Annotated in this window: 25 protein-coding genes; 8 read left to right on the top strand and 17 right to left on the bottom strand. The window is 70.2% G+C overall.

From position 1 onward, the window contains the following. Positions 1–5: 5 nt before the first annotated feature. From ACVFYP_RS00910 to ACVFYP_RS00900, 3 genes are read right to left on the bottom strand one after another with little or no spacing between them, the layout of a single operon-like run. Positions 6–2,255 (bottom strand): xanthine dehydrogenase family protein molybdopterin-binding subunit, encoded by a 2,250-nt coding sequence (locus ACVFYP_RS00910; protein WP_499198235.1) that lies wholly within the window; start codon positions 2,253–2,255, stop codon positions 6–8. Beyond that, positions 2,248–3,303, bottom strand: a complete 1,056-nt coding sequence (locus ACVFYP_RS00905; RefSeq protein ID WP_499198234.1) for an FAD binding domain-containing protein — start codon at positions 3,301–3,303, stop codon at positions 2,248–2,250. Before ACVFYP_RS00905 ends, ACVFYP_RS00910 begins: the two co-directional genes overlap by 8 nt. Then, positions 3,300–3,797 carry a (2Fe-2S)-binding protein gene (locus ACVFYP_RS00900; protein WP_499198233.1) on the bottom strand — a complete coding sequence of 166 codons (498 nt, stop codon included), beginning with the start codon at positions 3,795–3,797 and terminating at the stop codon, positions 3,300–3,302. Before ACVFYP_RS00900 ends, ACVFYP_RS00905 begins: the two co-directional genes overlap by 4 nt. 196 nt (positions 3,798–3,993) lie before the next feature. Here ACVFYP_RS00900 and ACVFYP_RS00895 point away from each other — a divergent pair, with 196 nt between their 5' ends. Then, positions 3,994–4,596, top strand: coding sequence for a TetR/AcrR family transcriptional regulator (locus ACVFYP_RS00895; protein ID WP_499198232.1), 603 nt, complete (start codon positions 3,994–3,996; stop codon positions 4,594–4,596). Positions 4,597–4,627: 31 nt separating this feature from the next. Here ACVFYP_RS00895 and ACVFYP_RS00890 read toward each other — a convergent pair whose 3' ends face one another. From ACVFYP_RS00890 to acnA, 6 genes are all read right to left on the bottom strand, one after another. Next, on the bottom strand, positions 4,628–5,773 hold the full coding sequence (locus ACVFYP_RS00890) for an extracellular catalytic domain type 1 short-chain-length polyhydroxyalkanoate depolymerase (protein WP_499198231.1): 1,146 nt from the start codon (positions 5,771–5,773) through the stop codon (positions 4,628–4,630). Between the two features lie 120 nt (positions 5,774–5,893). Beyond that, positions 5,894–6,325: a CopG family transcriptional regulator gene (locus ACVFYP_RS00885; protein WP_499198230.1), complete on the bottom strand. Its 432-nt coding sequence runs from the start codon at positions 6,323–6,325 to the stop codon at positions 5,894–5,896. A gap of 71 nt (positions 6,326–6,396) precedes the next feature. Beyond that, on the bottom strand, positions 6,397–7,425 hold the full coding sequence (locus ACVFYP_RS00880; RefSeq protein ID WP_499198229.1) for an Ldh family oxidoreductase: 1,029 nt from the start codon (positions 7,423–7,425) through the stop codon (positions 6,397–6,399). Then, positions 7,422–8,177: an MBL fold metallo-hydrolase gene (locus ACVFYP_RS00875; RefSeq protein ID WP_499198228.1), complete on the bottom strand. Its 756-nt coding sequence runs from the start codon at positions 8,175–8,177 to the stop codon at positions 7,422–7,424. Before ACVFYP_RS00875 ends, ACVFYP_RS00880 begins: the two co-directional genes overlap by 4 nt. Before the next feature lie 5 nt (positions 8,178–8,182). After that, complete coding sequence (locus ACVFYP_RS00870) at positions 8,183–9,166, bottom strand: tripartite tricarboxylate transporter substrate-binding protein (RefSeq protein ID WP_499198227.1); 984 nt, start codon at positions 9,164–9,166, stop codon at positions 8,183–8,185. After that, positions 9,160–11,775 (bottom strand): aconitate hydratase AcnA, encoded by a 2,616-nt coding sequence (gene acnA, locus ACVFYP_RS00865; protein ID WP_499198226.1) that lies wholly within the window; start codon positions 11,773–11,775, stop codon positions 9,160–9,162. Before acnA ends, ACVFYP_RS00870 begins: the two co-directional genes overlap by 7 nt. A gap of 92 nt (positions 11,776–11,867) precedes the next feature. Between acnA and ACVFYP_RS00860 the strand changes: the two genes are divergently transcribed. Further along, positions 11,868–12,776, top strand: coding sequence for a GntR family transcriptional regulator (locus ACVFYP_RS00860; protein ID WP_499198225.1), 909 nt, complete (start codon positions 11,868–11,870; stop codon positions 12,774–12,776). A 6-nt stretch (positions 12,777–12,782) separates the two neighbouring features. Here ACVFYP_RS00860 and ACVFYP_RS00855 read toward each other — a convergent pair whose 3' ends face one another. Both ACVFYP_RS00855 and ACVFYP_RS00850 read right to left on the bottom strand, forming a co-directional pair. Further along, on the bottom strand, positions 12,783–14,048 hold the full coding sequence (locus tag ACVFYP_RS00855) for a Zn-dependent hydrolase (protein ID WP_499198224.1): 1,266 nt from the start codon (positions 14,046–14,048) through the stop codon (positions 12,783–12,785). 63 nt (positions 14,049–14,111) lie between these two features. Beyond that, positions 14,112–15,044 carry a LysR substrate-binding domain-containing protein gene (locus ACVFYP_RS00850; RefSeq protein WP_499198223.1) on the bottom strand — a complete coding sequence of 311 codons (933 nt, stop codon included), beginning with the start codon at positions 15,042–15,044 and terminating at the stop codon, positions 14,112–14,114. A 117-nt stretch (positions 15,045–15,161) separates the two neighbouring features. Between ACVFYP_RS00850 and ACVFYP_RS00845 the strand changes: the two genes are divergently transcribed. The 3 genes from ACVFYP_RS00845 to allE are packed head-to-tail and all read left to right on the top strand — an operon-like array spanning position 15,162 to position 17,868. After that, on the top strand, positions 15,162–16,712 hold the full coding sequence (locus ACVFYP_RS00845; protein ID WP_499198222.1) for an ABC transporter substrate-binding protein: 1,551 nt from the start codon (positions 15,162–15,164) through the stop codon (positions 16,710–16,712). Between the two features lie 5 nt (positions 16,713–16,717). Continuing rightward, entirely contained in the window at positions 16,718–17,101 is a 384-nt protein-coding gene (locus ACVFYP_RS00840; protein ID WP_499198221.1) for a RidA family protein, read from the top strand. Beyond that, positions 17,098–17,868, top strand: a complete 771-nt coding sequence (gene allE, locus ACVFYP_RS00835; RefSeq protein WP_499198220.1) for a (S)-ureidoglycine aminohydrolase — start codon at positions 17,098–17,100, stop codon at positions 17,866–17,868. The genes ACVFYP_RS00840 and allE overlap by 4 nt, the downstream gene beginning before the upstream one ends. A gap of 9 nt (positions 17,869–17,877) precedes the next feature. Here the strand turns inward: allE and ACVFYP_RS00830 are convergent, their stop codons facing one another. Beyond that, positions 17,878–18,648 (bottom strand): HpcH/HpaI aldolase family protein, encoded by a 771-nt coding sequence (locus ACVFYP_RS00830; RefSeq protein WP_499198219.1) that lies wholly within the window; start codon positions 18,646–18,648, stop codon positions 17,878–17,880. Positions 18,649–18,774: 126 nt separating this feature from the next. On the opposite strand from ACVFYP_RS00830, the gene ACVFYP_RS00825 reads away from it, so the two are divergent. Beyond that, positions 18,775–19,566, top strand: coding sequence for an IclR family transcriptional regulator (locus ACVFYP_RS00825; RefSeq protein WP_499198218.1), 792 nt, complete (start codon positions 18,775–18,777; stop codon positions 19,564–19,566). A gap of 69 nt (positions 19,567–19,635) precedes the next feature. After that, the gene (locus ACVFYP_RS00820) at positions 19,636–20,538 is read left to right on the top strand and encodes a cupin domain-containing protein (RefSeq protein WP_499198217.1); all 903 of its coding nucleotides are present in this window, start codon (positions 19,636–19,638) and stop codon (positions 20,536–20,538) included. A gap of 24 nt (positions 20,539–20,562) precedes the next feature. On the opposite strand, the gene ACVFYP_RS00815 is transcribed toward ACVFYP_RS00820, so the two are convergent. From ACVFYP_RS00815 to ACVFYP_RS00795, 5 genes are read right to left on the bottom strand one after another with little or no spacing between them, the layout of a single operon-like run. Continuing rightward, the gene (locus tag ACVFYP_RS00815) at positions 20,563–21,000 is read right to left on the bottom strand and encodes a nuclear transport factor 2 family protein (RefSeq protein ID WP_499198216.1); all 438 of its coding nucleotides are present in this window, start codon (positions 20,998–21,000) and stop codon (positions 20,563–20,565) included. A 17-nt stretch (positions 21,001–21,017) separates the two neighbouring features. Next, the gene (locus ACVFYP_RS00810) at positions 21,018–21,977 is read right to left on the bottom strand and encodes an NAD(P)-dependent oxidoreductase (protein ID WP_499198215.1); all 960 of its coding nucleotides are present in this window, start codon (positions 21,975–21,977) and stop codon (positions 21,018–21,020) included. A 2-nt stretch (positions 21,978–21,979) separates the two neighbouring features. Then, positions 21,980–22,963 (bottom strand): Bug family tripartite tricarboxylate transporter substrate binding protein, encoded by a 984-nt coding sequence (locus tag ACVFYP_RS00805; RefSeq protein ID WP_499198214.1) that lies wholly within the window; start codon positions 22,961–22,963, stop codon positions 21,980–21,982. Between the two features lie 28 nt (positions 22,964–22,991). Then, positions 22,992–23,807, bottom strand: coding sequence for an amidohydrolase family protein (locus tag ACVFYP_RS00800; protein WP_499198213.1), 816 nt, complete (start codon positions 23,805–23,807; stop codon positions 22,992–22,994). Continuing rightward, positions 23,804–24,808: a Bug family tripartite tricarboxylate transporter substrate binding protein gene (locus ACVFYP_RS00795; protein WP_499198212.1), complete on the bottom strand. Its 1,005-nt coding sequence runs from the start codon at positions 24,806–24,808 to the stop codon at positions 23,804–23,806. Before ACVFYP_RS00795 ends, ACVFYP_RS00800 begins: the two co-directional genes overlap by 4 nt. A gap of 169 nt (positions 24,809–24,977) precedes the next feature. On the opposite strand from ACVFYP_RS00795, the gene ACVFYP_RS00790 reads away from it, so the two are divergent. Further along, entirely contained in the window at positions 24,978–25,991 is a 1,014-nt protein-coding gene (locus ACVFYP_RS00790; RefSeq protein WP_499198211.1) for an NAD(P)H-quinone oxidoreductase, read from the top strand. Positions 25,992–25,999 lie beyond the last annotated feature (8 nt).

The following is a 25,999-nucleotide window of genomic DNA, read 5'->3' as shown; positions in this document are numbered from 1 at the left end:
CGTGACTAGACACTTTCTCCCGCCAGGCCGATCTGCTCGAGCGCGATCGGAAACTGGCGCACCCTTACGCCCGTCGCGTGCCAGACCGCATTGGCAATGGCGCCGGCGGTGCCGGTGATGCCGATCTCCCCAACACCCTTGACGCCGAGCGCGTTAACATGGGGGTCCTCCTCCTCGACGAGGATCGCCTCAAGCGAAGGCACGTCCGCGTTCACCGGAATGTGGTATTCGGCGAAATCGGCATTCATCACCCGCCCCGTGCGGGGGTCCATCGCGGCGCGTTCGTGCAGCGCGAAGGAGACGCCCCAGATCATGCCGCCATAATACTGGCTGCGCACCATCCGCGGATTGATGATCCGGCCCGCGGCAAAGGCGCCGACCAGCCGGGTCACGCGGATCTGGCCGAGTTCGGGGTCCACCTTCACCTCGGCGAAGACCGCGCCATGCGCGTGCATGGCGTAATGCTCCGCCGCGGTCGGGTCCGCCGCCGCGCGGCCACGCCCCTCCACCATGTCGAGCCCGGCCCGCGCCAGGATGTCGGCATAGGCCTCGCTACGGCTGGCATCGTCCCAGCGGACCAGCCGGCCAGCGCGCGGCACCACGCCGACATTGCCCGCGCCGAACAGCGGGGAGCGGGGGTCCGCCACCGCCAGTTCCGTCAGCCGCGCGATCGCCTGCTCGCCAGCCGCATGGATGGCGCTGCCCGCCGTGGCGGTATGCGCGGAGCCACCCGCGATGCCGGCATTCGGCAGGTCGGAGCGGCCGCCGCGAAACTCTAGCTTCTCGACATCAAGCCCGAGGCTGTCGGCCGCGATCTGCGCGAAGGCCGTCCAGGCCCCCTGCCCCATGTCATGCGTGCCGGCTTCCATCAGCGCGCTGCCGTCGCGTCGCAACACGGCGCGGGCCTCGCCCTGGAAGATCAGCGCCGGAAAGGTGGCGGTGCCCATGCCCCAGCCGACCAGCAACCCGTTCTCATCCCGCATCTGGCGCGGCGCCAGCGGGCGGCCCTGCCAGCCGAAGCGTTTCGCACCCGCCGCATAGCATTCGCGCAGCGCCTTGGAGGAGAAGGGCTTGTTCGAGATCGGCTCGACCTCGGCGTAGTTCTTCAACCGGAAGTCCAGCGGATCCATGCCGCAGGCCTGCGCCAACTCATCCATCGCGCTTTCCAGCGCGATGCTGCCGCTCGCCTCGCCCGGGGCGCGCATGAAGCCCGGCGTGCCGGTGTCCAACCGCACCGCCTCGCTGGTCGTCGCGATCGCCGGCGCCGCATAGAGGCCCTGCGAGGCGGAACCGGCGGGTTCCAGGAAATCATCGAAGCGGCTCGTCGCGGTGCGCAGATGATGATGGATGGCGGTCAGCGCGCCGTCGGACGCGGCGCCGAGCCGCAGGGTCTGGCGCGTCGCCGAGCGATGGGTGACGGGGCCGTACATCTGCGCCCGCGTCAGCACCAGCTTCACCGGCCGTCCGACCATCCGCGCCGCGAGCATGCCAAGCACCTGCGGCCCGGCCAGCAGCTTCGAGCCGAAGCCGCCACCGATGAAGGGGCTGCGGATATCGATGCCCTCCATCGGAATGCCCAACAGCGCGGCCAGGCGCATCTGTGTCAGGGCGAAGCCCTGCGTCGGCATGTCGAGCGACAGCGCCTCGCCATCCCAGCTTGCCACAACGCCATGCGGCTCCATCGCATTGTGGAACTGCATCGGCGTCTCATAGGTCGCCTCGATCCGATGCGCCGCCGCCGCCAGCCCACCCTCGACATCGCCATGCCGCACCTCCGCCGGCGCGCCGACGCCGACCGTTTCCGGCACGTAGGTTTCGGGCGCATCCAGCGTCACCTGGACAGGCTCGGCTTCATAGCGCGGGGATAGCAGCGCGGCGCCTTCCGTCGCGGCCTCCAGCGTCTCGGCCACCACCACGGCGATGGGCTGCCCCGCATAGCGCACGCGGTCGTTCTGCAGCAGGTCCAGCTTGAAGGAGAAGGGCACGGATTTGTCGTCCGGGTCCTGGGCCAAAGCGGGGCGATTGTCCGGCGTCATCACCTCCACCACGCCGGGATGCGCAAGCGCGGCCGCGACGTCGAGGAAGGCGACGCGCCCGCGGGCGATGCGGCTGCTGGCGACCACCGCATAGAGCATCCCCGCCGGATGGTTGTCGGCGGCGAAGCGGGCCTGGCCCGTGACCTTCAGCGCACCGTCGCGGCGTGTGATCGGCTGGCCGATGCTGGAGCCATGTCGCATGCGGTGGGTGTCAGACATGGAGACCTCCATGGGTGGGGGCGAAGGGAGAGCCCGGCAGCGCCGGCAGACGCGCCGGCGTGCCGGCGGCTGCGAGCGTCAGCGCGCGCACCGCGATGCGGCGCGCCAGCTCGATCTTGAAGGCGTTGTCGCCGGAGGGCCGCGCCTCCTCCAGCGCGATCTCCGCCGCGCGCCGGAACGCCGCGGCATCCGGTGTGGCACCGGCCAGCGCCGCTTCCGCGGCCAATGCGCGCCAGGGCTTGGCGGCGACACCGCCAAGCGCCAGCCGCGCCTCGACAATCAGGCCGTCCTCCAACCGCAGCGCGGCGGCGGCCGAGACCACGGCGAAGGCGTAGGAGGTGCGTTCGCGCAGTTTGACGTAGCGCGCATGGGCGGCGAAGGCGGCCGCCGCCGCCGGCAGGCGCAGTGCGACCACAAGTTCGCCGCGTGTCAGCGCGCTCTCCCGCTCCGGCGTGTTGCCGGGCAGCAGATGGAAGTCAGCCAGCGCCATCTCGCGCCGGCCCTCCGGCCCTTCCAGCTCCACCACGGCGCCGAGCGCCACGAGCGGCACGCAGAAATCGGAGGGATGGGTCGCGATGCAGTGCTCGCTCCAGCCCATCACCGCATGCAGGCGATTCTCGCCATCCCGCGCATCGCAGCCGCTGCCGGCTTCACGGCGGTTGCAGGCGCTGGCAGTGTCCTGGAAATAGGCGCAGCGCGTGCGTTGCAGCAGGTTGCCCCCGACCGTCGCCGCATTGCGCAGCTGCGCCGAGGCGCCGGAGAGCAGCGCCTCCGCCACCGAGGGAAAGCGCTGCCGGAAGTCGGGGTCCTGCGCCAGGTCGGCATTGCGCACCTGCGCGCCGATCCGCACATCGCCATTCGGCAGTTGCTCGATGATGTCGAGCTCCGGAAGGTGGTTCAGGTCGATCAGCCGGTCCGGCCGCGCGACGCCGAGCTTCATCAGGTCGAGCAGATTGGTACCGGCGGCGAGATAGGCGCTGCCCGGGATCGCGGCGGCGGCGACGGCCTCCGCGACGCTGCGCGGCCGCAGATATTCGAAGCGGTTCATGCGGCCTTCTCCTGGCTGTCATGGGTCATGATCTGCGTGGCCTCGACCACCGCCTCCGTGATCCCGCGATAGGCACCGCAGCGGCAGAGATTGCCGCTCATGCCCTCCCGCACCCTTTCGGGATCGTCGCCGGCCTGGCCTTCGCCGATCAGGCCGATGGCGCTCATGATCTGGCCGGGGGTGCAGAAGCCGCATTGGAAGGCGTCATGGGCGATGAAGGAGGCCTGCACCGGGTGCAGCACGCCACCCTCCGCCAGGCCCTCGATGGTCAGGATCTCCGCCCCGTCATGGCTGATCGCCAACGCCAGGCAGGCATTCACGCGGCGCCCGTTGAGCAGGATGGTGCAGGCGCCGCACTGGCCGCGATCGCAGCCCTTCTTGGTGCCGGTAAGGTCCAGCCGCTCCCGCAGCAGGTCAAGAATGGTGACACGGGGATCGTCGATGTCGACCCGATGGGGGACACGGTTCACGGTGAGAGTGACCGACAAGCTCATGCGGAGCCTCCGATGAGGGCGGTTTCGGGGGTAGGCCGGCCGGCCAGAGCCACCTAGGTTTGGCCGGCACGGGATTCAGGCGGGTGCGGGGGCTACCCGCCGGGCCGTCGCGAGGTCATATACGGAGGGCGCCTCCGCTTGCAAGGCGCAGGCGGAGCGCCCCTCCGTTTTATTTTTGAGGAGATCCAGGTCACCCATGACCGACGAGGCAGGCCAGCGCGAGCGCAAGCCGCGGGCCGATTCCATCCGCAACCGCGAACGGGTGTTGGAGGCGGCGAAGATCGTGTTCAGCCAGGGCGGCACCGAAGCGGGGCTCGCGGCCGTGGCACGGCAGGCCGGCGTGGGCATCGGCACGCTTTACCGGCACTTCCCGACCCGCGAGGCGCTCTATGAGGCGGTCTACCGGCGCGAGGTGGAGCAGTTGTGGGAACTGGGCCGGGAGCTTGCCGCGTCGGCGCGGCACCTGGAGGGGCTGCGCCGCCTGCTGGAAGCGCTGGTGCAGCTCGTCGCGACCAAGAAGGGCATGGCCGCGACCCTTGCCTTGTCCGCGCACAAGCCGCCGGAGCTGATGGCCTTCACCACCAGCCGGCTGAACGAGGCGATCGGGATGCTGCTGCACCCGGCGGCCGCGGCCGGCGAGGTCCGGGCGGATATCAGCCCGGAGGATCTGCTTCGGACGGTGGTCGGGCTCTGCTACCTGCAGGAGGGGCCGGGCTGGCAGGCGCAGGCGATGCGCCTGCTCGATGTGTTCCTGGACGGGCTGCGGAAGAGGCCCGGCGATCCGCCGGACCATAGCTGACGAAGAACGCGGCGCGGCGGTCGCCTGATCGTCACGCCTGGGGGCGGCGCGGATGCTCCAGGAAGAAACGGAGCATTTCGCGCGACGCATCGGGTCCGCGCGGATCGGTATAGGATCCGGCGGGGCTGCCGCCGGACCAGGCATGACCGCCGCCATGGACCAGCCATTGCTCATGCAGCGGCTGGCCCTCCGTATCGCGATGGATGGTGCGGCTATAGGCATGGCCGCCCGGCACCTCCCCGCGCAGCAATTCGGTGCGCAGGGTGCCGGCCCCGGCGGATTGGGCGATGACCTGGTCGCCGTTGCGGGGGTGCACCGTCGGGTCCTGGTCCGCATGGAAGACGATGGTCGGGACGGTGCCCGGGTTGGCCGGCCCCGATACCGCCGCACCTTGGCGCATCGCCGCGAAGGCGGATGGCATGTCCCGCGCCGCGCCGCAGGCCAGCCCGGAATGGACCCCGGCCGCCGCATAGAGATCCGGATAGGCCTGGGCCATGATGGCCGCCGCGGCGCCGCCCGCGGAAAGCCCGGCGACATAGACCCGGCTCGGGTCGATCGCATGGTCGCGCATGACCTGGCGGGTGATGCCGGCGATCAGCGCGGGCTCGCCCTGGTCCCGCCGCTGGTCGGCGGGGCTGAACCAGTTCCAGCATTTCTGGGCATTGGCCGATTGCGTCTGGCCCGGATAGACGACCAGGCAGCCCTGCGCCTCAGCCAACTCGTTCATGCGCGTGCCGGCGGCGAAGTCGTCGGGCGACTGGGTGCAGCCGTGCAACATGACCAGCAGCGGCATCGCCGCGCCCCGATAGCCGGACGGGATATAGAGCTTGTAGCCGCGCTGCCCGGCCTCATTGCCAAAGGACCCCGCCAGGAAGCGGGCGCCGTCGGGCAGCGGCTGGGCCGCCGCCGGCCTGGGGCCGCGCATCCAGCTCGTGCCCGGCCCGGCCGCCGCCCGGCGCGGGCTCTGGGTGGGAGGGGGCGAGGCCGCGCCCGTCTCGGGGTCGACCTCGAACAGGCGGGGCTGGCGCCCGGCCGCCGGTGCGGAGGCCTTCGACGGGATGGTCTCCGCCGGCGCCTCGCCGCGCAGCAGCCGCTGCAACAGCGCGGTGGCCTCGGTCAGCTTGCCTTCGCGGGTGAGGCGGGTGGCCTCGATCATGGGGTTCGGGATCGCGTTCATCTGGATGCCTTCGCTGCGGGATGGGCCGGCCGGGCGCAAGCGGCCGCGTTCCGCAATCCGTTGTGGAATGCCGGTGGGGGTGGAGTCGGAGGTTGGCCGTCCCTTCGCGGGGACGGGGGTTCAGCGCATGCGGTCGGCGAGTGCGGCCTTCACCGCGGCGCTGGCCTGGAGCGCGCCGAGAACGGAGATCGAGGCGATCGTCGCCTGGGCCAGTTCCGGCGTGACATCCGTCGCGATGCTGGCAAGGCCCAGCACCCGGATATCCAGCCGCTGCCCCGCCGCGCGGGCGGCCTCCAGATCGGCGCGGCTGAAATGCCGCAGCCCGAGGTCCAGGCTTTTGCGGGCGACGGATTGTCGGGCGGCGTCCGCATGCCGCTCGATCTGGTTGCGGATCGCGGTGCGGATGAAATCGGTGCGGTTCGAATAGAAGCCGTCCTGGACCAGCAGGTCGACATGGCCGAGGTCGACATAGCCCAGGTTGATGGTGATTTTCTCGGTATCGCCGCCGGCCTTGGGCCGGAGTTCATGCACATTGCCGACCATCGAAACCATCCATCCACCATCCATGTGGATGGTAGATGGATGTCGTCAGTCGTCTTTCAAGCGGGACCCGCCGCCGGGTCTCAGGCCCCGGCGCGCTGGCGTACCTGCTCCAGATCCGCCGTCGCCACCACCACGCCATCCCGGCGCTGGCGATGCAGGGATGCCATCTCCCGGTCTCCGGGCGCCATCACCGGCGCGGCGGGATCGGCGGCCGGCGTGCTGTGCAGGATGCCGACGAAGTCATTCATCCGTTCCCGCAGCAATTCGGGCGTGGCGAGCTTGCTGGTGTCGATCAGAATGAAGACATGGCCGAGATTCTGGGCCGCGCCCGGATTCTTGTCCCAGGCCTGCACATGGGTGAGGTAGGCGGCGCCGGAGAGCAGGCCGGCCAGCAGGTCGACCATCACGGCCAGACCGTAGCCCTTATGGCCGCCGACCGGCAGCAGGAAGCCTTCCAGCCCCTTCTTCGGGTCCGTAGTGGGCTTGCCATCCGCATCCGTGGCCCAGCCTTCAGGCATCGTCTCGCCCTGCTGCAGCAGCTTGCGGATCTTGGCCCGCGCCGCAACGCTCAGCGCGATATCCAGGATGATCGGATCGCCGCCCGGGTTCGGCACGCCGATCCCCATCGGGTTGTTGCCGACGCGCGTATCCTTGCCGCCCCAGGGGGCGATGGTGGTGGTGGCGTTGCTGGCGATGATGCTGGCGAAGCCTTGCTCGGCCGCCAGATACGCATAGGGCAGGATCGGCCCGAAATGGTTGCTGCCACGGGCGAAGGCGGCGCCGATGCCGACCTCCCGCGCGCTGGTCATCGCGGCCTCCAGCGCCCGCATGCCGATCAGCGGGCCGATGCCGTTGCGGCCATCGACCATGGACAGGCCCGGCGCCATGCGCGCCACCTGGATATCCGCTTGCGCATCGATGCCGCCGACCACGACCCGGTCGAGATATTGCGGCACGCGGCTGATGCCATGCGTGCGCACGCCGAACAGATCGGCCAGCACCAGCACCTGGGCGGTCAGGGCAGCGTCGTCCTGGCGCATGCCGCCTTGCGTGAGGGCCTGCGTCGCCAGTGCCAGAAGCTCGGCTTCCGGAAGGGTGGTCTCGGTCATACCGCCTCGCAGATCAGTTTGAAGTGGGTCGGATGTTCCAGGTCCTCGGCGAACCAAGCGGTGATGCCGGCGCGCCGCTCGCCCACGAATTGCGGGCGCCCCGCCTCGTCCAGCCGCAGGCTCAGATCGTGGCCGGGGATCAGCAGCGTGCCAGGCACGCGACGCCACAGCTCCCAGATCATGGCGATGGAGGCCTCGCTGACCGCCTCGTCATAGGTCATGTCGGTCTTGCCCGAGATCAGCTCCGCCCGGTTCTTCGCCGCATCGCCGGTGAAGATCACCGGCAAGGGATTGCTGGTCAGGTGGAAGATCAGGCAGCCGGGCGTGTGGCCAGGGGCGAGATGCGCGGTCAGGCCGGGCAGGAATTCCTCCCCCGCCGCGATGCGGCGCAGGCGCGGGTCGCGCGCCAGCGCTTGCACATAAAGTTCCGGCAACGGGTCAAAGCCGGGTGGCTGGGCCACCGCCCAGTCCAGCTCGACTGCACCGATCCACAGCGCTGCCTTCGGGAACAGGGTGAAGTTCACCGAATGGTCGTAATGCGCATGGGTCAGCACGACGTCGGTGACGTCCTCCGGCGCCACGCCATGATCGGCCAACTGCTTCGCCAGGTGCTTGCGCACCCCGAAGGCGCCGACGTCGATCAGGATCGTCCGCGTTTCCGACCGCAGCAGGGCGATGGTGCTCCAGCCCAGTCCGCCATGGCAGACGGATTTGCCGGGAAAACCCTGCACCAGGATGTCGATCCGGTACATCGCGCTCAGCCTTCGACGGAGATATTGGCGCGCGTGATGATCTCCGCGAATTTCTGCGTCTCATCCGCCACGAAGCTACGCATCTGGTCCTGCGTCATCGGGCGGGGGATGGCGCCCTGTTCGACCAGCTTGGCCGCCAAGGTGGGATCAGCGATGGCGGCCGCGGCGGCTTCCGCGATCCGCGCCTGGATCGGCGCCGGGACGCCGGCCGGGCAGAACGTCCCGAACCAGTTGATCAGCTCATAGCCCGCCATGCCCGGCGCCTCGGCCAGCGGTGCCACCTCGGGCAGCTGCGGCATGCGGTCCCGCGAGGTGACGGCGACGGCCCGAATCTGCCCGGCCTGGATCAGCGGCAAGGCGGCGCCGAGGCTGCTGAAGCTCATCGTCACGCGGCCGGCGGCGACATCGGTGACGGCCGGGGCGGAGCCGCGATAGGGCACGTGCAGCACATCGGTGCCGGCCATGAAGTTCATCAACTCGCCAGCCAGCTGCTGCGGATTGCCGATGCCGGAGGAGGAGAAGCTGAGCTTGCCGCGATTGGCCTTGCAGTAGGCGATCAGCTCGGCCGGCGTGCGCACCGCGAGCGAGGCCGGCACCACCACCAGGCAGGGGATGGTCCCGGCCAGGGCGATCGGCGCGAGTTCGCGCGCCGGGTCGTAGGACATGCGGTCCTTGTAGAGCGAGGGATTCACCGCGATCTCGCCGGCTGCCGCCATCAGCAGCGAATAGCCATCCGGCGCGGCGCGGGCGACCGCATTGGCGGCGATCATCGCGCTGGCGCCGGGGCGGTTCTCCACCACCACAGGCTGGCCGAGCGCGGGGCGCATCTGCTCGCCGATCAGACGGGCGAAGATGTCCACGCCGCCGCCCGGCGGATAGCCCACCAGCATGCGCAGCGGCCGATCGGGAAAGCCGCCCTGCGCCAGGGCCGAACGGGATGCGAGCAAGCCCGCCGCGGCGGCAGCCCCAAAAAGACGACGTGTCAGCATGACTTGGTTTCCCTTTGCTTGTTGTCCTGGCTGCGGGGTTGCAAAGCCCTGCGCAGGATTTCCGGAATGATGCCGCCGCCCCGGATCAGGGCGACGTCCAGCGCCGTTTCCAGCAAGGCCATCGCCTCGCCGGTCTCCGTGGTGCCATCGGCGCGGTGCAGGCGCAGCGTCACCGGCGCGCGGGGCGCGAGCCGTGTGGGGTCCGCCAACACCTCGATGCGGTCGCCGGGCCGCAGCGCCAGCCCCACCGCATCCCATCCCTGCGGCAGGCGCAGCGGCAGGATGCCCATGCCGATCAGATTGGCGCGGTGGATGCGCTCGAAGCTCGCCGCGATCACGGCGCGGACGCCGAGCAGACGCAGCCCCTTGGCGGCCCAGTCGCGAGAGGAGCCGGCGCCGTAGCGCTCCCCGGCCACCACCACCACCGGATCGCCGGCGGCAGCGTATCGCGCGGCGGCCTGCCACACTGGCAGCGTCTCCTCGCCGATCCGCGTATGGCCGGGCGGCGCGCCGGGGGCCAGGTGGTTCACCAAGGTGCGGTTGGTGAAAAGCCCGCGCAGCATCACCTCCCAATTCCCGCGGCGGGCGGCATAGACATTGAGGTCCCGCGCATCCCCCCCCCGCTCCAGCAGCCAGGCGGCGGCATCGCTGCGCGGCGGAATCGCGCCGGCCGGGGAGATGTGGTCGGTGGTCACGTCATCGCCCAGCACCAGCAGAGGATGCGCAAGATAGGCAGGCGTGGCCTCCGTGCCGAAGTCGACGAAGGGCGGCCGGCGCAGATAGGTGGAGGCGGGGTCCCAGGGAAAGCGCGCGCCGGAGGGCGCCTCCAGCGCCGCCCAGGGGCCGGAAGCCTCGGCCTCGGCATGGGCGCTCGCGGCATCCCCCGGGTCATTGGCGACGGCGAGCAGCGCCTGCACCTCCGCCTGGCTGGGCCAGAGTTGCGCCAGATGCACCGGCGCGCCATCCGGCCCGGTGCCGAGCGCATCCCGCGTCACATCGATCCCCGCCCGTCCGGCCAGCGCGAAGGCGATCACCAGCGGCGGCGAGGCCAGCAGCGCCTGTTCGATCTGCGCATGCACGCGGCCCGGGAAATTGCGGTTGCCGGAGAGCACGGCGACGGGTCGCAGCCCGGCCTCCACCGCCGTCGCCATCACCGGCAGCAGCGGCCCGGCATTGCCGATGCAGGTGGTGCAGCCATAGGCGGCGATGCCAAAACCCAGCGCCTCCAGATCCTCCAGCAGCCCCGCCCGCTTCAGGCGCAGCGCCGCCGCCGGCGATCCGGGCGCGAGCGAGGTCTTCACCCAGGGCGCCGGCTTCAGGCCGAGCGCGCGCGCCTTGCGCGCCAGCAGCCCGGCGGCGACCAGCAGGCCGAGATCGGTGGTATTGGTGCAGGAGGTGATGGCCGCCAGCGCCACCGCATCCGCCGGCAGGCTGCCATCGCCCGGCGGCAGGCCCGCCAGCGCCGTCGCGACCGCCCCGGCCTCCATGCGGTCCTGCGGGCGCCGCGGACCAGCCAGGCTGGGGCGCAGGCTGGCGAGGTAGATCTCGATGGTCTCGGTATAGCGCGGCGCCGCATCCGGCGCGTACCAGAGGCCCTGGGCGCGGGCATAGGCCTCGATCAGCGCGCATTGCGCGGCTTCGCGGCCATTGTCGCGCAGATAGGCTAGGGTGCGCGCATCGATCGGGAAGCAGCCGGTGGTCGCGCCATATTCGGGCGCCATATTGGCCACCACGGCGCGTTCCCCGGCGGAGAGGCTGGCGATGCCGGGGCCGAAGAATTCGACGAACTGGCCGGCGACGCCCGCACGGCGCAGCCGCTCCGTCACCACCAGCGCCAGATCGGTCGCCAGCACGCCCTCCGGCAGCGCGCCCGTCAGCCGCACGCCGAACACATCCGGCAGGCGCAGCGACAGCGGCACGCCGAACATAACGCCCTCCGCCTCGATGCCGCCGACGCCCCAGCCGAGCACGCCGAGACCATTGACCATCGGCGTGTGGCTGTCGGTGCCGACCAGCGTGTCCGGGATGGCGATGCCATCCTCCACGGAGACGACCGTGGCGAGGCGTTCCAAGTTGATGGTGTGCAGGATGCCAGTGCCGGGCGGGAAGACACGAAAGCCGTGCAGCGCGCCGGCGGCCCATTTCATGAAGCGGTAGCGCTCGCCATTGCGCTCGAACTCGCGCGCCATGTTCCGCGCCAGGGCATCCGGCACGCCGGACACGTCGATGGCCACGGAGTGATCCACCGATGTTTCGACCGGGCAGAGCGGGTTCAGCCGCGAGGGATCGCCGCCTGCTTCCGCCAGGGCATCCCGCATCGCCGCGATATCGGCCAGGGCCGGGCCGCAGGTGGTGTCGTGCATCAGGATGCGGCGCGGCACGAAGGGAATTTCCGCCTCGCTGCGCCCAATCGCGGGCCAGGCGAGGATCGCCGCGCGGCCGGCGCGGGCGACCTCCGGATCGGGTTGGCGCAGCAGGTTTTCCAGCAGCACCCGGTGGCACCAGGGAAGGCTCGGCAGGCTGGCCCCCGCCGCGGCCGGCAGGTCCACCCGCAGGCAGGGCGTGAAGGCGCCGGTCAGGCGCACCAGGGGCGCTTCTGCTATCGTCATTCGCTCCCTCCCAGGGGCTGTCCCGCCTAAATTGCATAATAATCGCCTAAAATGCAATGCTTCCCTCTCTGCCTTTCTGCTGGAGACCCGCCATGCCCGATGCCAGCCCGCCGCGTGGGACCGCCGCCGAGCTTGCCGCGAGCATTGCCGGCGACATCGCTGCGGGCGCGCTGCCGGCTGGCCTGCATCTGGCGACCCAGCCGCTGGCGGACCGCTACGGTGTCTCCCGCTTTCCGGTCGCCCAGGCGCTGCGGCATCTGGCGAGCCAGGGCGTGGTGGTGGCGGAGCCGCGACGCGGCTTTTTCGTCGCCGCCGATGCCGTGGCGCGGCTGGCGGGCGCCGCTGCGCCGCCACAGGGACTCAACGCCACCTATTTCGCGATCGCCGAGGATCGTCTGTCAGGTCGCCTGCCCGACAGCATTTCCGAAGCCGCGATGCGGGAACGCTATGGCCTGAGCAAGGGCGCGCTGGCGCAGTTGCTGGACCGGATCGCCGCCGAGGGCTGGGCGGAACGTCGGCCCGGCTATGGCTGGCGCTTTTCCTCCGTCCTGACCACGCCGGATGCCATGGGCCAGACCTATCGCCTGCGCCAGGCGATCGAACCGGCGAGCCTGATGGAGCCCGGCTATCACCTGGAGCCCGCGACGGTAACGCGGCTACGCCTGGTGGAGCAGCACATGCTGGCCGGCGGCATCGAGACCGCGACCGCCGATGCGCTGTATGAACGTGGCGTGCGCTTCCATGAGGCGATTGTCGGCGCCTCCGGCAACCCGTTTTTCCTGGAGGCGCTGCAACGGGTGAATCGAATCCGCCGGCTGCTGGTCTATCGTTCCCTGGTCGATCGCCGGCGCTTCTGGCGCCAGGCGGAGGAGCATCTGGCGATTCTCGACCTGTTGCAGCAGAAGCGCCAGGCGGAGGCCGCGACGCTGCTGCGCGAACATCTCGGCCATGTCGTCGAGAGCCTGGAAGCCATGCGCCCGCTGATGGAGAAGGGGCGGTAGGCGCGTTCAGAGAATCTCGGCACTTGCGGCGAGGCGCATCAGCACCTGGCAGGCCGCGTCGAAATCCTCCATCCGCATCGCCTCATCCGGATTGTGGCTGCCATGCTGGTTGCGGATGAACAGCATGGCGGAGGGTATGCCGGCCTTGGCGAAGGCCGAGGCATCGTGGCCGCCCCCGCTCGGCATGCGACGATGCGCAATGCCGAGGTCCCGCGCCGCATGTTCCAGCGCCGCCATCAGGCCCGGATCGAGCGGCGTCGGCGCGCCGGAACTCTCCGGCCCCAGTTCGAAGCGCACGCCGCGCCGGGCCGCGATCTCCGCGACCAGGCGGTGCAGCGCCGCGAACAGCAGGTCGAGCGCCTGCTGGTCCACGCTGCGGACATCGAGCTTGAACTCGGCCTCGCCGGCAATCTTGGTGAAGCCGGCCTGCGCCGTGGTCGCCATGACGCAGAAGGTGCAGACCAGCTCACGCCCCGCAGCCTCCAGCGCCACCCATTCCTGCTCCAGCCGATAGGCCAGCTCCGCCAGGGCGGCGGCGGCATCGTGGCGATAGCGGCGCGGCGTGGCGCCGGAGTGGTTCCATTCGCCGATCACCCGCGCGAAACGGTGGCGGCGGCTGCCCGGTATGCCGGTGACGATGGCCAGGGGCAGGCCCTCCGCCTCCAGCACCGGCCCCTGTTCGATATGCAGCTCGATGAAGGCGGCGGTGTTTTCGGCACTGATCTCGACGCCGCCGGCGGCGCACCAGTCGGGATCGAAGCCCGCCTCGCGCATCGCTTGGCCCAGGGTGATCGGCGCATCCATCCGACGCACATCCAGCGCCTCCGCGGGAAACTGGCCCACGGCGGCGCGGGAGCCGGGGCAGCCGAAGGGAAACCAGGCGCCGGCTTCCTCGGCGCGGATCGCCATCACCTCGATATCGCGCGGCGGCACGAAGCCGGCCCGCTGCATGCCAGCCACCACCGCCAGCCCGGCCAGCACGCCGGCGACACCGTCGTAGTCGCCACCCTGCGGCACGCTGTCGAGATGGCTGCCGATGAGCAGGCGTTTTGCCGCGGGATCGCGCCCGGCCAGCCGGAGATAGAGATTGCCGGCGGGATCGGTGCGGGTCGCAAGGCCGATCGCCAGGCCGGCATCGCGCAGCAGGCCATGCGCCATGGCCTCGCCCGGCCCGTAGGCCTCGCGGGTGACGCCGCCGGCCGGATGGGCGGTGGCCTCGTGGATCTGCCTGAACAGGGTTTGGGCGAAATAGGTGTCGGGGAGGAGGTTCATCGTGCGCGCAGCAAAGCGCTTACGCGGCACCTGTTCCAGAAGCAGCTTTCCTGGCGCTGGGCCTCAGGATGCCTCGGGCTGTGCCGGATGAGGCTGTGCCAGTGCGCCGGCCTCCCGCAGCAGCCAGTCGCGCAGGGCGGCCAGCGGCGCGTCCCCGGCCCGGCCCGGCAGATGCGCCAGGTGCCAGCCGGTGCCGCGCCGCAAGGGCGGCACCATGGGCACCGGGTTCACCAGCCGTCCCGAATCCAGCTCCGGCTGCACCAGCCCGATATCCGCCAAAGCGACACCCAGCCCATGCATCGCCGCCTGTGGCGGCAGCAGGGAGGAGCCGAAGCGCAAGGGGCGCTCCGGCCGCAGCGCGCGCAGCCCGGCATGGGCGAACCACTCCTCCCAGTCGCCGGGCGCGGTGTCGGAGACCAGCAGCGTTTCGCGGGCCAGTTGCCGGGGCTCCGCCAGGTCGCGCGCGGCCAGCCAGGCCGGCGCGCAGACCGGCACCAGCCGGTCCGGAAACAACAGATGCGTGGCCAGATCGGGCCAGGGGCCACGACCATGCAGAATGGCGGCATCCGGCACCGGCGCCACGCCGCGCAACTCCGGCGTGTCGATCCCGGTGGACAGGCGCAGTTCCAGCTCGGGCTGCTCGCGATGCAGGCGGGGCAGCCTTGGCAGCATCCAGCCAATGGCGAAGGAGGTCTGCGCAAAGACCGAAAGCTGGGCGCGCGGCCGGGGTGACAGGGCGCGGGCGATGCCGGCTTCCATGCTGTCCAGCGCCTCCGTCAGCACCGGCACCAGGGCGCGGCCATCGGCCGTCAGGGTCAGGGACCGGGGACCGCGCTCGAACAATTTGCGGCCCAGCCCGGCTTCCAGCAGCTGGACATGCCGGCTGATCGCCCCGGCCGTGACCGCCAGCTCGCCCGCCGCCGCGGCGAAGCCACCCAGCCGCGCAGCAGCCTCAAAGGCGCGAAGGGCATTCAGCGGGGGCAATTGGCGGCGCATGCAGGCCCATTAAAGCTGAGGCTGGGGGTCATAACAACTGGTTTGCCTAAGCCAAGCGGGCCGCGCAGTTTGGCCGCAGGAAATCCAGCCACGGCGAACCCAAGCCGGAGTACCCCCATGCGACGCCATGCCGCCGCCCTGCTGGTCCTGTTCGCCTCCCTCCCCGCCACTGCGCAGGAGCTGCGCCTCGGCGTCTCCTCCGAGATCACCTCGGCCGATCCGCATTTCCAGTCGGCCAGCCCCAACAATGCGCTGTGGCGCCACATCTATGAACCGCTGGTCGGGCTGTCCGACACCGGCGACAGCGTGCCGGCGCTGGCCGAAAGCTGGAAGCTGCTGGACCCGACGAGCTGGGAATTCACCCTGCGGGAGGGCGCGCGCTTTTCCGATGGCACGCCCGTGACCGCCGAGGATGTCGCCTTTTCCCTGCGCCGCCCGCCGCTGGTGACGAACAGCCCCTCCTCGCTCGCGGTGCATGTGCGCAGCATTGCCGAGATCACGGTGGTCGATGCGCGCACCCTGCGGCTGCGCACGGCGCAGCCAGACCCGATCCTGCTGCAGAACCTGGCCGCCGTGGCCGTGGTTTCGCGCCGCGCCGCGGAAGGCAAGCCAAGCAATGCCTTCGCCACCGGCGCCGGCATCGGCAGCGGCCCCTTCCGCTTCGTCGCCTGGACGCCGGGCGAGCATTGGGTGATCGAGCGCAACCCGCTGGCCGAGGCGCCGGCACCCTGGGCGCGCGCGACCTTCCGGGCGGTCTCCGGCAATGCCGCGCGGACCGCGGGGCTGCTGGCGGGCGACCTGGATGTCATCGAACAGGTGCCCACCTCCGATCTGCCGCGCATCCGCGCCGACCAGCGCTTCACCCTCGTCTCCGGCGTCTCGACCCGGCTGATCTATCTGCAACCCGACACCGCGCGGCAGATCTCGCCACAGGTCAGCGGGCCGGATGGCGAGGCGCTGGATCGCAACCCGCTGCGCGACCTGCGGGTGCGCCGGGCGATGAGCCTGGCGATCGACCGCCAGGCGCTGGCCGAGCGGATCATGGAAGGCCAGGCCGTGCCGGCCGGCCAATTCCTGCCGGATGGCTTCTTCGGCACCTCCGACAGCCTGCGCCCGGATGCGGCGGACCCCGCCGCGGCCCGGCGCCTGCTGGCGGAAGCGGGCTGGCCGCGGGGTTTGCGTCTGGTGCTGGCCGGGCCGAACAACCGCTATGTGAACGACCGGGCAGTGTTGCAGACCGTGGCGCAGATGTTCACCCGCATCGGCATCCGCACCGAGGTCCAGGCCGAGCCCTTCGCCGTCTTCATCCCGCGCCTCGCCCGTCAGGAGGCCTCGCTGGCGCTGGCCGGCCTCGCCACCGTCTATGGCGATGCGGGGCGGCAGATCGCCGGGCTGGCGGCGAGCTTCGATGCCGGGCGCGGCGCCGGCAACTTCAATTACCTGCGCTATGCCAACCCCACGCTGGATGCGGTGCTGGATCAGGTACGGGGGGAAATGGACCCGGCCCGGCGGCGCGACCTGACGGCCCAGGCCAGTGAGATGGCGATCGCCGACCTGTCGGTGATTCCGCTGTATTTCCAGAAGGCGTCCTGGGCGCTGCGGCGGGGCCTGACCATGCCGGCGCATCCGGCCGAATATACCATCGCCACCACCATCCGGCCGGAGTGAGTCGCTTGCCGCATCCTGACATCGCCCGCACGCCGGGCCCCTTCGCCAACCGATCCCGAGCCGTGGCCCATCGCCTGCCCGGCGGCGGCGGTACCATCTGGGCGCTGGCCACCGCGCGTGACAAAAGCGCGGGGGTCGAGGCGCAGACGGCGGATGTGCTGGAGGTGATCGACGGCTATCTGGCCGCCGCCGGCACCGATCGGACCCGCCTGCTGCGGGCCGAGGTCTTCATGGCCGACCTCAGCCAGAAGGCCGCGATGGACGCGGCCTGGACCCGCTGGATCCCGGCCGATGAGGGCCCGGTGCGCAGCGCCGTGCAGACGCCAATGCCCGCCGGCGACCTGGTCGAGATCATCGTCACCGCCGCCCTGCCCGGAGAAGCCCCATGACCCGCCGCGACATCCTGCCCCCCGGCATATTCGGACAGAACCGCACCATGGTGACGCCGCATTACGCGGTTATGCCGCCCGAGGGCATTCTGGAAAGCCGCCTGCCGGGTTTTGCGGGCACCAAGGTGCATTTCCACACCTCCCCCGCCATGGGCGCGAACTTCGCCCAGGCGCTGCTGGTGATGCAGGAGGGTGGCGGCACCACCGCGCCCATCGAGGACGGGCTGGAGCATTTCTTTTATGTGCTGGCCGGCGAGGTGGAGTGCGGCGCCGATGATGAGCAGCGCCGCCTCGGCGCCGGCGGCTTCGCCTATGTGCAGGGCGGCCGCGCCTATGGTCTCCGCGCCCTGGCTGCCGAGGCGCGCGTCATCTGGATCAAGCGGCCCTACCAGCCGGCGCCAGGGATCGCACCGCGCGGAAGCTTCTTCGGAAGCCGGGATGCGGCGCCGCGCGTCAACAAGCACACCAGGGGTCGCAACTGGCAGGCGCTGCTCGGCGAGGCGGACCTCGCCATGGACATGGAGGTGAACATCCTGTCCTTCGCGCCCGGCACCTACTTCCCCTTCGTCGAGACCCACATCATGCAGCACGGCCTGTACATGCTGGAGGGCCAAGGGCTGTATCTGCTCGGGCGCGAATGGCACGAATGCTGGGCCGGCGATTTCATCTGGATGGGCGCCTATGTGCCGCAGCAGTTCTACGCCACCGGCTGGGGTGAGACGGCCTATCTCCTCTACAAGGACGTGAACCGCGACGTGCGGTTCTGACCCAGCGCGTCACGCCAACGCGCGCATATCCGCGAGCGCCTTGGCCGCCGCCGTCTTCATGAAGCCCTGGTCGGAGGAATAGACGAAGGCGGTGGCGCCGATGCCGGCCAGCCACTCGGCCTCCTTCATCCCGCCGACGAAGACCATCACCGGCTTGCCGGCGCGCTTCGCGGCGGCGGCGATGCGCTCCACCGCATCGCGGATCGGCGGCGCGTCATTGGTCGGCGCGCCGAGCGCGGCGGTAAGGTCGCCACGGCCGATGAACAGCGCATCGATGCCGGGCGTCGCGGCGATGGCGTCGATCTCATCCAGCGCCTCGGGATCCTCGATCTGCGCGACCACGGTGGCGGCCGCGTCGGCGGCCTCGATGTAATCCCACATCTTGCCGCCACCATAGCCGGCGGCGCGGACGCTGCCGGAATAGCCGCGCTTGCCGCCACGATAGCGGCAGGCGGCGGCCACCTGCGCGGCCAGGGCGGCGCTGGCGACATGTGGGACCAGGACGCCCGTCGCGCCGCAATCCAGCACCGAGAGAAGATGGTGCGGCGCCGGGCTGGGCACGCGCACCAGGCCGGCGGCGCCGGTGGCGCGGGCGGCGAACAGCGCCGCATCGGTGGCGGCGCGGTCGAAGGGCGAATGCTCCTCATCCACCACTACGAAATCGAAGCCGATGCCGCCCAGGATTTCGGTGGCATGCAGCGTAGGCGTCTTGATGAAGCTGCCCACCAGGCGTTCGCCGCGCGCCAGCCGGCTGCGGAAGCTGTTTTCGGGAAGAGGCATGAGGCTATGTCCTGACGGCTGGCGTTGACGGCAAAGTCTTGTTTCGATAAACAGAACAAGATTATTGTTGATAGAAACACTTGCCGGGACCGCCAGCACTGTCAAGCCGGCCCGGGGAGACCCTGCATGCCGCGCATCGACGGACCGACCCATGGCGAGGGGCTTCAAGCGGTGGCGATGGCCCTGCTGATCCTGGAACATCTGGCGCGGCAGCGCGGCGATGTCGGCGTCACCGAACTCGCCCGCGCACTGGAGACCACGAAAAGCCGCATCCACCGCCATCTGCGCACGCTGCTGGAGGCCGGCTACATCGTGCAGGCGCAGGAACGCTACCGCATCGGCCACCGCCTGGTGACGCTGGGCCGCGCCGTGTCCGAGAACTTCGACCTGGCCACCGTGGCGCGGGAGGAGATGCGCGCGCTGCGCGACCGCGTCGGCCAGACGGTGGTGCTCAGCCGGGCTGAGCCGGCGGGCGCGGTGGTGCTGGCGACGCTGCCGGGCCAGGACATGATCGAGATTTCCGCGAAGACCGGCGCCTTGATGGCCATGCATTGCACCGCCCAGGGCAAGCTGACCCTGGCCCATGCGGAGGCGGCGCTGCGCGATCGCGTGCTGCTCTCCCGCCTCGACATGCGCACCCCGCACACCATCACCGATCCGGACAAGCTGCGCGGCGAGCTGGACCGCATCCGCGCGCAGGGATGGGCCGCGGCGGCGGAGGAAAGCATGGTCGGCGTGAACGCCCTTGCCGCGCCGATCTACGAAGGTGGCGGTGGCATGGTCGGCGCCATCGCCCTGCTCGGCTCCATCCAGTTCATCCGGCGCGAGCCCGCGGCCGCGCAGATCCAGCAGGTGCGGGAGGCGGCGGCGCGAATCTCCACGCGCCTCGGCTGGGTGCTTGACAGCGCTGCGGGGTGACAACAAGACTGGCACATCAGAAGAAACTCTGTCTCGTTCAACGGAACAAGACAGGCTGGAGCAAACGCCATGGCCTATCATGCCTCCGACCCCCGCGCCGCCCTCGCCCCAGCCAGCGGCACCAAGGCGGTGGACGGCCCCTACGCCCCCGCGGACTACGCCAAGTTCTACGAAACCCAGCCGCAGGAGGAGGCGAATGGCGCCCGAACCTGGCTGGTGCGCGGCCGCAACTTCATCATCGCCTATTCCGAAGTGACGGAAGGCGCGGTGCTGGCGCGTCAGGGCCAGCCGGATGAGTATGTGCTGCTGCTGCCCGATCCCGGCCTGTCCGCCACCATCACCGCCGGCGCGGAGACGAAGACCGTCGAGGGCCACTCGCTCGCCTTCATCCCGCCGGGCGACAGCCGGATCACGCTGAACGGCAAGGGCCGCATCGTGCGGCTGTTCACGCCGCGCTCCGCCGATCTCGCCGCGCGTTGCAGCAATGCCGATCGCTATCTGGAACCAGACCCGCGCATTCCGCCGCTGCAGGACTGGCCGACGCCGCCGGATGGCTTCCGCATCCGCGACTATACGCTGAACGTACCGAAGGAGCCGGGGCGCTTCGGCCGCATCTGGCGCTGCACCACCTTCATGGTGAACTACCTGGACCCCGCCGCCGGCGCGCGCGACATCCGCAAGCTGTCGCCGCACCACCATGACGATTTCGAGCAATGCTCGCTGGTGCTCAACGGCTCCTACACCCACCACATCCGCTGGCCCTGGACGCCGGACCAGACCCAGTGGCGGGAGGATGAGCACGAGCTGTGCGGCGCCCCCTCCGTCACCGTCATCCCGCCGCCGAGCATCCACACCTCCCGCGCCGAGGAGGCCGGGCAGATGGTGGATATCTTCTGCCCGCCGCGCATGGACTTCTCCGCCAAGCCCGGCTGGGTGCTGAACGCCGCGGACTACCCGATGCCGAAGGGCTGATCCGCGGATCATGGGCCGGCCGCCTCAGCCCGAGGTCGGCCGGCTGCCCTTGAACAGCGGCTTCGTCGTCCGCGCCGCATAAAGCCAGCGCCCATCGGCGCCGCGTACGCATTCATCCGTCACCGCGCCGATCAGGATCGGCGGTTCCGACATCAGCGGCGGCACGCCATCCTCGGCATAGAGGCACATGGTCCATTCGGCCGTGGCGTGGTCGGCATCGTGCACCGTGACGTGGAAATTATGGATCAGGTGCCGCGCCACGCGCTCCCCGCGCCCCTCTCGCTCCGCATAGAAGCCACGGATCGCGTCGCGGCCTTTCCGCGCCTTGTGGCTGGTGGTGTAGACGCCGTCCTCGGTGAACAGCTCATGCGCCTTGCGGCCCCAGTTGGAATCCACATCGTGCCAGAAGGCGATGTTGAGGATTTCCAGCTCCTGCCGGATGCGCAGCTCGTCGATAGCCATGGCCTGATATGTCCTGTCTACAGGTAGTCGGTGAATTTCGCCGGATCGACCAGCTCGCCCCGGCAAAGCCCTTCCAGCGCCGCCTCGACCATCGCGATGCGGGCTTCACGCGTGCTGGCGCCGGCATGGGGGGTGGAGAGCAGGTTGGGATGGCGCAGCAGCCGGTCATCCTCAGGCGGCTCCTGCGCGAAGACATCGAGGCAGGCTGCCGTCAGCGCGCCGCTTTCCAGCCGCGCGAGCAGGGCCGCCTCGTTGACGATGCCGCCGCGGCAGGTGTTCACCAGCACGCAGTCCGGCCGCAGCCGCGCCAGCGTCGCCGCATTGTAGAGATCTTCGGTCGCAGGGCTGCGCGGGATGTGCAGCGACAGCACCTCCGCCCTCTCCCACAATTCGTCGAGGGAGACCGGCGTGACGCCGTTGGCCTGGTAGAAGTCCGGATAGTCGCGCAGGTCATGCGCCAGGATGGTGCAGCCGAAGGGCTTCAGCAGCCGCACCACCTCCTTGCCGATATGGCCGCAGCCATGCAGGCCGACGACGCGGCCCGTCAGGCTGCGACCGACGCGGGTGCGCGGCCTTTCGCCATTGCGCATGGCAAGGCTGAGCGGCGCCACCCAGCGCAGCCCGGCGATCATGAAGCACAGCGCGAGTTCCGCCACCGCCAGGCGGTTGACGCCGGGCGTGAAGCCCAGCCGCACGCCGTGCCGCTGGCAGGCCAGCAGGTCCACCGTGTTCAGCCCGACGCCGAAGATGCCGATGTCGCGGATATGCGGCAGGGCCCGCAGCATGCGGTCGCTCACCACATCGCCGCCCATGATCGCGCAGTCGCAATCGGCCAGGAAGGCGATGACCTCGTCTTCCGACATCCGGTGCCGGATGTCCTCGTTGAACTTCGCCTGCGGATACTGATCCAGGATCAGCGCGCGCATATAGGGCACGCTGCCAATGGCACCGTTGGTGACGCCGGGTCGGGAGAACACGTTCACTCCACGGAGATATTCGCGGCGGCGATGATGGGACGCCACAGTTCCACCTCCGCCACCATCCGGCGGGACAGCTCCGCCGGCGTGCCGCCGAGCTGGGTCAGGCCCAGCGGCGCCAGCAGCGACCGCGTCTCGTCCATGGCGAGATAGGCATTGCTCGCCGCATTCAGCTTCTCCACCGCATCCGCCGGCATCCGCGCCGGACCAAGCAGGGAGATCCAGCCGGTGGCCCGGTAATCCGCCACGCCCTGCGCCTGGATCGGCGGCACGCCCGGCAGTTGCGGAATCGCCTCCGCCGAGGTGACGCCCAAGGCGCGCAACGTGCCCGCCTGGATATGCGGCAGATAGGTGGTGACCAGGTCGATCCCCATATCCACCGCGCCGGCCAGCAGGTCGTTGGTCAGCGGGGCGGAGCCGCGATAGGGCACCAGGTTCAGCCGGATGCCGGTGCGATGCATCAGCAATTCGATGGCGAGATGCGCGGCAGAGCCAAGCGGCGGCGTGCCGCAATTCACCTTGTCCGGATTCGCCTTCGCGAAGGCGATCAGTTCCTGCACGTTGCGATAGGGCATCTGGCTGCGCGCCGCCATGACGATCGGCAGTTCCGCAAGCAGCGCGATCGGTGTCAGGTCCGTCGTCGGGTTGAAGGGCATCGACTTGAACAGCAGGGTGTTGTTCGTGATCGGGCCATTGGTGGTGATCATCAGCGTATGCCCATCCGGCGCCGCGCGGGCGACGGAGGCGGCGCCGATATTGCCATTGGCGCCGGAGCGGTTTTCCACCACGAAGGGCTGCCCAAAGCGTTCGGAGAAGTTGCGCGACACGGCGCGCGCCAGCACGTCGGTGGACCCACCCGCCGGCCAGGGCACGACGACGGTGACGGGCCGGTTCGGCCAGGCCTGGGCCGCCGCGGGACGCGCCGCGGCGATCAGGCCTGCGCCGAGGGCTAAACCGCCGATCCGCCGCCTTGTGATGCTGGACATGTGCTTCCTCCGTGGAGTTTCTTGATTGTCAGGCGCCGAAATACAGCCGCATCGGCGTGTCGCCGGTGATCAGTCGGCGCGTCGCCGCATCCGGCACCCAGTCCCGCAGATCCGCGATGGTCTGGGCATAGGTCACGCGGTCCTCGAAGGCGGCGAAGGGCCAGTCGCTGGCCCACATCAGCCTTTCCCCGCCCGAGACGCGCAGCAGCGCCTGGGCGTAGCTGCGCGTCTGGTCGCGCGACGGCATGCGAAAGCCGCCCGACATCTTCACCCAGGTGCGGCCGCGTTCCACCGCCGCCAGCAGCGCCTTGAAGCCGGGGCAGTTCACGCCCAGCGCTTCGTCCGGCTTGCCGAAATGGTCGATCACCAGCTTCACGCCGGCGCCTTCCACCGCCTCGATCACCTGCGGCAGCATCGGGCTGCTGACCAGGGTGTGCACATGCCAGTCCAGGTCACGCACACGACGCAGCAGCAGGCGGTATTCCGGGCTGGTCAGGTCGGGCGGATTGGGCACACGGCGGAAGAACAGGCGGATGCCGACGATGCCATCGGCCTTCATCCGTTCCAGCGTGTACATATCCGTCTCCGGCTGCACGAAGGCGGTGCCGCGCAGGCGCGGATGACGGCGCAGGGAGCGGATGACGTAGTCGTTGTACTGGCCATAGAGGCTCGCCGCCGCGACCACGCCGAAGCCGATGCCGTGGCGGTCCATCACCTCGATGAACTGCTCGGCGGAGGCATCCTCCGGCGGGTGATGCCAGGCCCAGGGGGTGATGGGCATGTCCTTGGTGTAGACGTGAAAATGCGTGTCCACGAGCGGCGTATCGGTGGCGGTCTCAGTCATTCACGGGGAATCCCTGCGCGTGCGGCCATGGCCTGCCAGAGCGGCACTTCGGCCCGCAGCCGCATGGCCAGCGCCTCCGGACCATCCAGCAATGTCTCCGCCCCCAGCTCCGTCATGCGTGCCGTGAGCACGGAGCCGCGGCGCAGCGGCGCCAGCTCCCGCATCAGCGTCGCCACCGCGGATTGCGGCAGGTCGCGCGGTCCGAACAGACCGAACCACAGCTCCACGCCGTCATAGCTCGGCACCAGCTCCGGAATGGCGGGCGTGTCGGGCAGCAGGGCGCTGCGGGCGCGGGCGCAGCTGGCCAGGGCGCGCAGCCGGCCGCCGCGAATATGTGGCAGCACCTCGATCGGACTGAGGAAGCCGCTATCGACCTCTCCGGCCAGCAGCGCCGTGGCGGAAGGGGCGGAGCCGCGATAGGGCACATGCAACAGATCCAGCCCGGCCCGGCCGCGCAGCAACTCCCCCGCCAGATGCACGGTGGTGCCGATGCCGGAGGAGCCGAAGCTGACCTGGCCCGGCGCTTCCTTCGCGCGGGACAGGTAGGCGGCCAAGTCGCGGAACGGCGAATCCGCCCGCACCACCAGCAGGATCGGGGATGCCGCCGTCAGCGTGATCGGCACCAGATCGGCCAGCGGATCGAAGCCCGGGTCGCGTTGCAACGCGGGCAGAATGGCGACGGCGGAGGTGGTGTGCAGCAGCATCTGCGCATCGGCGGATTGCGCCACGCTGCGGATGCCCAGCGCGCCGCCGGCGCCGGATCGGTTTTCCACCACGAAGGGCTTGCCGAGTTGCCGTGCGAGGTGGTCTGCGATGATGCGCGCCGGGATGTCCGTGGTGCCGCCCGGGGCGAAGGGGACGACGATGCGCACGCCCCGAGCCGGCCAGGCATCCTGCGCCAGGGCAGGCGCTGCGAGCGCGCCCAGGCCGGCCGCCAGCAAGGTGCGGCGTCGTGGAGCCAGGGCGAATGGAAGGGCAGCCGCGAACGGGCCGGACGACATGGCTTTCCTCCGCGGCGCGTGGTTCCGCGCCGTTTCGGTCAAGCTATCGACTTCGGCGGGGCCATCCAGCGCGACGCGCGTGCATTCCGCATTCCGGAATGGCGGGCATCGCCGCCGCCCGGCCGAGCCACGCCGTGCTTAGCTGCCGCGCGATGGAGGATGACGACGCATGCGGGTGATCGAGATAAGGGGCAAGGGCGGGCCAGAGGTATTGGCGCTGGCGGACCGGCCGGTGCCGTCCTGCGGGCCGGGGGAAGTGCTGGTGCGCGTCGCCGCCGCCGGGGTGAATCGGCCGGATGTGCAGCAGCGCAAGGGGCTCTACCCGCCCCCGCCCGGCGTCACCGACATCCCCGGCCTCGACGTTGCCGGAGTGGTGGAAGCGGTGGCGCCTGATGTCACCTGGCCACGCCCTGGCGATGCCGTCTGCGCGCTGGTCGCGGGCGGTGGCTATGCCGAGTTCTGCCTGGTGCCGGCGCCGCAATGCATGCCGATCCCGCGCGGCTTCACCTTCGCCCAGGCGGCAACGCTGCCGGAGGTGTTCTTCACCGCCTGGAACAACGTGTTCTGGCTCGGCCGCATCGCGGAAGGCGAGACGCTTCTGGTCCAGGGCGGCACCAGCGGCGTCGGCATGGCGGCGATGCAGATGGCCCGCCAATTGCGCAACGCCACCGTCATCGCCACCAGCAGCTCCGCCACCAAGCGCGCCGTCTGCCTGGAATACGGCGCGCATCATGTGGTCGATTACCGGGACGCCGATTGGCCGGAGCAGGTGCGCGCCCTGACCGGCGGTGCCGGGGTGGATGTGATCCTGGATGGCCAGGGCGGCGACTATACGCCGCTGGAGATGGCGTTGCTGGCGCCCGATGGCCGGCTGGTGCTGATCGCCAGCCACCGCGCGCCCAAGGCGGAGATCAGCACGCGTGACATCTACATCCGCCGCCTGACACTGACCGGATCCACCCTGCGCGCCCGCCCCGCCGCCTATAAGGGCCGCATCGCGCGGGAGCTGGTGGAGCAGGTCTGGCCGCTGCTGGAGGATGGTCGCATCCGCACCCATATCTGCGGCATCCACAGGCTGGAGGATGCGGCCACCGCGCAGGCCGTGCTGGATGCCAACGCGCAGATCGGCAAGCTGGTTCTGACCGTCTCCGACCTGGCGGAGACCCTGCCGCGGGCGGTCTAGCCGCCCAT

This window comes from Roseomonas sp. F4 (assembly GCF_053891155.1).
The sequence above is the reverse complement of the archived record's forward strand: the minus strand, read 5'-3'. Positions and strand labels throughout refer to the sequence as shown.

Bases quoted from the DNA above. Each gene is read 5' to 3' on its own strand.
- ACVFYP_RS00910 (WP_499198235.1), bottom strand. From the start codon at position 2,255: ATGTCTGACACCCACCGCATGCGACATGGCTCCAGCATCGGCCAGCCG.
- ACVFYP_RS00905 (WP_499198234.1), bottom strand. From the start codon at position 3,303: ATGAACCGCTTCGAATATCTGCGGCCGCGCAGCGTCGCGGAGGCCGTC.
- ACVFYP_RS00900 (WP_499198233.1), bottom strand. From the start codon at position 3,797: ATGAGCTTGTCGGTCACTCTCACCGTGAACCGTGTCCCCCATCGGGTC.
- ACVFYP_RS00895 (WP_499198232.1), top strand. From the start codon at position 3,994: ATGACCGACGAGGCAGGCCAGCGCGAGCGCAAGCCGCGGGCCGATTCC.
- ACVFYP_RS00890 (WP_499198231.1), bottom strand. From the start codon at position 5,773: ATGAACGCGATCCCGAACCCCATGATCGAGGCCACCCGCCTCACCCGC.
- ACVFYP_RS00885 (WP_499198230.1), bottom strand. From the start codon at position 6,325: ATGGTTTCGATGGTCGGCAATGTGCATGAACTCCGGCCCAAGGCCGGC.
- ACVFYP_RS00880 (WP_499198229.1), bottom strand. From the start codon at position 7,425: ATGACCGAGACCACCCTTCCGGAAGCCGAGCTTCTGGCACTGGCGACG.
- ACVFYP_RS00875 (WP_499198228.1), bottom strand. From the start codon at position 8,177: ATGTACCGGATCGACATCCTGGTGCAGGGTTTTCCCGGCAAATCCGTC.
- ACVFYP_RS00870 (WP_499198227.1), bottom strand. From the start codon at position 9,166: ATGCTGACACGTCGTCTTTTTGGGGCTGCCGCCGCGGCGGGCTTGCTC.
- acnA (WP_499198226.1), bottom strand. From the start codon at position 11,775: ATGACGATAGCAGAAGCGCCCCTGGTGCGCCTGACCGGCGCCTTCACG.
- ACVFYP_RS00860 (WP_499198225.1), top strand. From the start codon at position 11,868: ATGCCCGATGCCAGCCCGCCGCGTGGGACCGCCGCCGAGCTTGCCGCG.
- ACVFYP_RS00855 (WP_499198224.1), bottom strand. From the start codon at position 14,048: ATGAACCTCCTCCCCGACACCTATTTCGCCCAAACCCTGTTCAGGCAG.
- ACVFYP_RS00850 (WP_499198223.1), bottom strand. From the start codon at position 15,044: ATGCGCCGCCAATTGCCCCCGCTGAATGCCCTTCGCGCCTTTGAGGCT.
- ACVFYP_RS00845 (WP_499198222.1), top strand. From the start codon at position 15,162: ATGCGACGCCATGCCGCCGCCCTGCTGGTCCTGTTCGCCTCCCTCCCC.
- allE (WP_499198220.1), top strand. From the start codon at position 17,098: ATGACCCGCCGCGACATCCTGCCCCCCGGCATATTCGGACAGAACCGC.
- ACVFYP_RS00830 (WP_499198219.1), bottom strand. From the start codon at position 18,648: ATGCCTCTTCCCGAAAACAGCTTCCGCAGCCGGCTGGCGCGCGGCGAA.
- ACVFYP_RS00825 (WP_499198218.1), top strand. From the start codon at position 18,775: ATGCCGCGCATCGACGGACCGACCCATGGCGAGGGGCTTCAAGCGGTG.
- ACVFYP_RS00820 (WP_499198217.1), top strand. From the start codon at position 19,636: ATGGCCTATCATGCCTCCGACCCCCGCGCCGCCCTCGCCCCAGCCAGC.
- ACVFYP_RS00815 (WP_499198216.1), bottom strand. From the start codon at position 21,000: ATGGCTATCGACGAGCTGCGCATCCGGCAGGAGCTGGAAATCCTCAAC.
- ACVFYP_RS00805 (WP_499198214.1), bottom strand. From the start codon at position 22,963: ATGTCCAGCATCACAAGGCGGCGGATCGGCGGTTTAGCCCTCGGCGCA.
- ACVFYP_RS00800 (WP_499198213.1), bottom strand. From the start codon at position 23,807: ATGACTGAGACCGCCACCGATACGCCGCTCGTGGACACGCATTTTCAC.
- ACVFYP_RS00795 (WP_499198212.1), bottom strand. From the start codon at position 24,808: ATGTCGTCCGGCCCGTTCGCGGCTGCCCTTCCATTCGCCCTGGCTCCA.
- ACVFYP_RS00790 (WP_499198211.1), top strand. From the start codon at position 24,978: ATGCGGGTGATCGAGATAAGGGGCAAGGGCGGGCCAGAGGTATTGGCG.